Raw genomic sequence first — 2,323 nt, 5'->3', positions numbered from 1 at the left:
TTTTAATAATGTAAATGATAATGTGAATGCACAAAACTTTTGTGCTCATGTTTATGTTTATGTTTGTGAATTAAATTTGCTTTTTCTAAAAGTTCCAAATTCTCAAACAATGTTTCAATCTTTCCATCAAATATTTTTTGATGCTTTTCATCAATCACAATTGCCCTATCGCAACTCTCGTACGCCAAAGATAAATCATGCGTAGCTAAAATAGTTGTGGTATCGAAATCTAAAATCGTATCAATAAACCAACCTGTCGTTTTTGGATCCATTGCCGATGTTGGTTCGTCCAAAAGTAAAAGTGCTGGTTCATATACCATAATAGCAGCCAATATCACTTTTTGCTTTTGACCACCACTAAGACTCAATGGATTTTTATCAAGTAAATCTTCTATATTGAACTTTTTTGCAATCTCTAAGACTTTTTGTTCACTCTCTTCTCTATTGAACTCTTTTAATGAAAAGGCTATTTCATCCCTCACCGTTGGGTTGATAATCATACTGTCAGGATTTTGAAATAAAATACCTACTTTTTCTCTAAAATGCTTACTTACACTCTTTTTCTGAACTAAGTTGTTTTCAAAATAGTACTCTCCACTTTTTGAAAAGTACAAGCCAGCCAAAATTCTTAAAAGTGTTGACTTGCCACTACCGTTACTTCCAAGAAGTGCAACTTTTTCTCCTTGCTGCACCTGAAAGCTAACAGTATCCACAGCCTTATGACTCTCATAATGATAAACCACATCTTTTAAATCAATCAAAAAAACCCCTTGATTTCATCGCAAGTGTTCTCTCTTTTGACTCTTTTAAAGACTTTTGTAAAAACTGATCAAAGACACGAATAATAAACGCTTTATCTCTACTTTGTAAGTGTTTCACAATCCTTGCTTTATACGCCAACTTAAACTCTTCAAAGCTTTTTTTATAAGAGATAATTTGAGAAAGAGAAATAGTAAGCAGATAACTCAAGTCTTTTGAAAATGCAAAAAAGTGGACAATATTTATTTTACTAAAAAATGAAAAAACAAAAAAGGTTATGGTATATACTTTTAGATTGATATAGAGTAAATATGCTGTTGGATTGAAGCCTTTTAAAAAGCTCATAACCAGATACCCTATAGTTACACTAAGATTAAAAAATAAAATAGATTTCACCACTTTTACATTGAGCACTACAAAGTCACGATAATAGACAATCCACAAAACCATTAACACAGTCAATAAAAGCGCCGTATCTTTTATAAGTAAAACTGCCAACAGTACTATGAAAAAAATTGCCCTATACAGAAACATTATCTTCCTTAGTTTTTAACATTTTCATTAACATAAAATAGATAAAAAAAATCAAAACAAGTCCAATAATAGCTGACAAATAATACCCTATCGTTTCGTTTACTCCTACTATAGAGTAATCTGGGATGAGAGGCTTCATACCCTCTGCATTTTCAATACCTTTAGGTACAAACCCTAACACATTTTTATAATATTCATTTTCCCACTCTCCCCATGCTGATGCATCAGTAATCAATCCCAAGGGAACCAATACAATCATTGTCAATAAAACTATATACACTTTACGCTTCATTTTCTGCCTCTTTATGATTCTCTTTCTCTTTTAAATACGAAAATACAAACTGTGTAAAAATACCTTCTATAATGCCAAAAGCCAGTATGTGAGACCCAACAACAGCAACCATTACTGTCTTTAAGTCAAATGGGAAATAGAGAGGTTGTCCATTTTCCGACCAGAAAAGTGGCTGAATACCCAAAGCCAATGCAATAAACACAGAGGAGACTACTGCACTCATCCATCCTGCAAAAAATGGGGCAAGATGAAACTTCTCTAAACTTTTATACATATAATACCCACCAAATGAACCAAAAAATGCCATCCCTAAAGCATTTGTTGCAAATGTAGATATGCCACCATCACCAAAAATAACTGCCTGAAGCAAAAGAACCAAACTCACAGCAATAAATCCTATCCATGGACCAAATAAAAGTGCAATTAAAGCAGCACCCACTGCATGACCACTCGTACCGCCGGGAATAGGTATATTAAACATCATAATAATAAAACTCATAGCACTCAATGCACCGATTAAAGGTAAAGTCTCTTCATTTAATGTGTTTTTTAATCTCTTTAAGCCATAAACCCAAAGAGGAATTGCCACTGCATACGTTGCAATTACAGTTGTAGGTGATAAATAACCATCAGGTATATGCATAGGATTCCTTTAAATGAATAATTATTCACTTATAGTAATCATTTAACATTAAGTTGGCATTAAAAAATTCACTTCTACTCTATTTTAAGGACTAA

General features: G+C 32.7%; 4 protein-coding genes. All 4 read right to left on the bottom strand.

The features are described 5' to 3' along the window. Nucleotides 1–2: 2 nt before the first annotated feature. From MV052_RS03000 to cbiM, 4 genes are read right to left on the bottom strand one after another with little or no spacing between them, the layout of a single operon-like run. Nucleotides 3–761, bottom strand: coding sequence for an ABC transporter ATP-binding protein (locus tag MV052_RS03000; RefSeq protein WP_297440844.1), 759 nt, complete (start codon nt 759–761; stop codon nt 3–5). Then, on the bottom strand, nt 754–1,293 hold the full coding sequence (locus MV052_RS02995; RefSeq protein ID WP_297440842.1) for a hypothetical protein: 540 nt from the start codon (nt 1,291–1,293) through the stop codon (nt 754–756). Before MV052_RS02995 ends, MV052_RS03000 begins: the two co-directional genes overlap by 8 nt. After that, nucleotides 1,280–1,585: a PDGLE domain-containing protein gene (locus tag MV052_RS02990; RefSeq protein WP_297440840.1), complete on the bottom strand. Its 306-nt coding sequence runs from the start codon at nt 1,583–1,585 to the stop codon at nt 1,280–1,282. Before MV052_RS02990 ends, MV052_RS02995 begins: the two co-directional genes overlap by 14 nt. Next, a complete protein-coding gene (gene cbiM, locus MV052_RS02985) occupies nt 1,575–2,228 on the bottom strand; it encodes a cobalt transporter CbiM (protein WP_297440838.1) in 654 nt (217 codons plus the stop codon). The genes MV052_RS02990 and cbiM overlap by 11 nt, the downstream gene beginning before the upstream one ends. Nucleotides 2,229–2,323: the final 95 nt, after the last annotated feature.

It is taken from the genome of Sulfurimonas sp. (assembly GCF_026988655.1).
Lineage (GTDB): Bacteria > Campylobacterota > Campylobacteria > Campylobacterales > Sulfurimonadaceae > Sulfurimonas.
The sequence above is the reverse complement of the archived record's forward strand: the minus strand, read 5'-3'. Positions and strand labels throughout refer to the sequence as shown.

What these genes read in the sequence shown, in the direction of transcription:
- MV052_RS02995 (WP_297440842.1), bottom strand. Translation starts at nt 1,293, where the DNA reads ATGTTTCTGTATAGGGCAATTTTTTTCATAGTACTGTTGGCAGTTTTA.
- MV052_RS02990 (WP_297440840.1), bottom strand. Translation starts at nt 1,585, where the DNA reads ATGAAGCGTAAAGTGTATATAGTTTTATTGACAATGATTGTATTGGTT.
- cbiM (WP_297440838.1), bottom strand. Translation starts at nt 2,228, where the DNA reads ATGCATATACCTGATGGTTATTTATCACCTACAACTGTAATTGCAACG.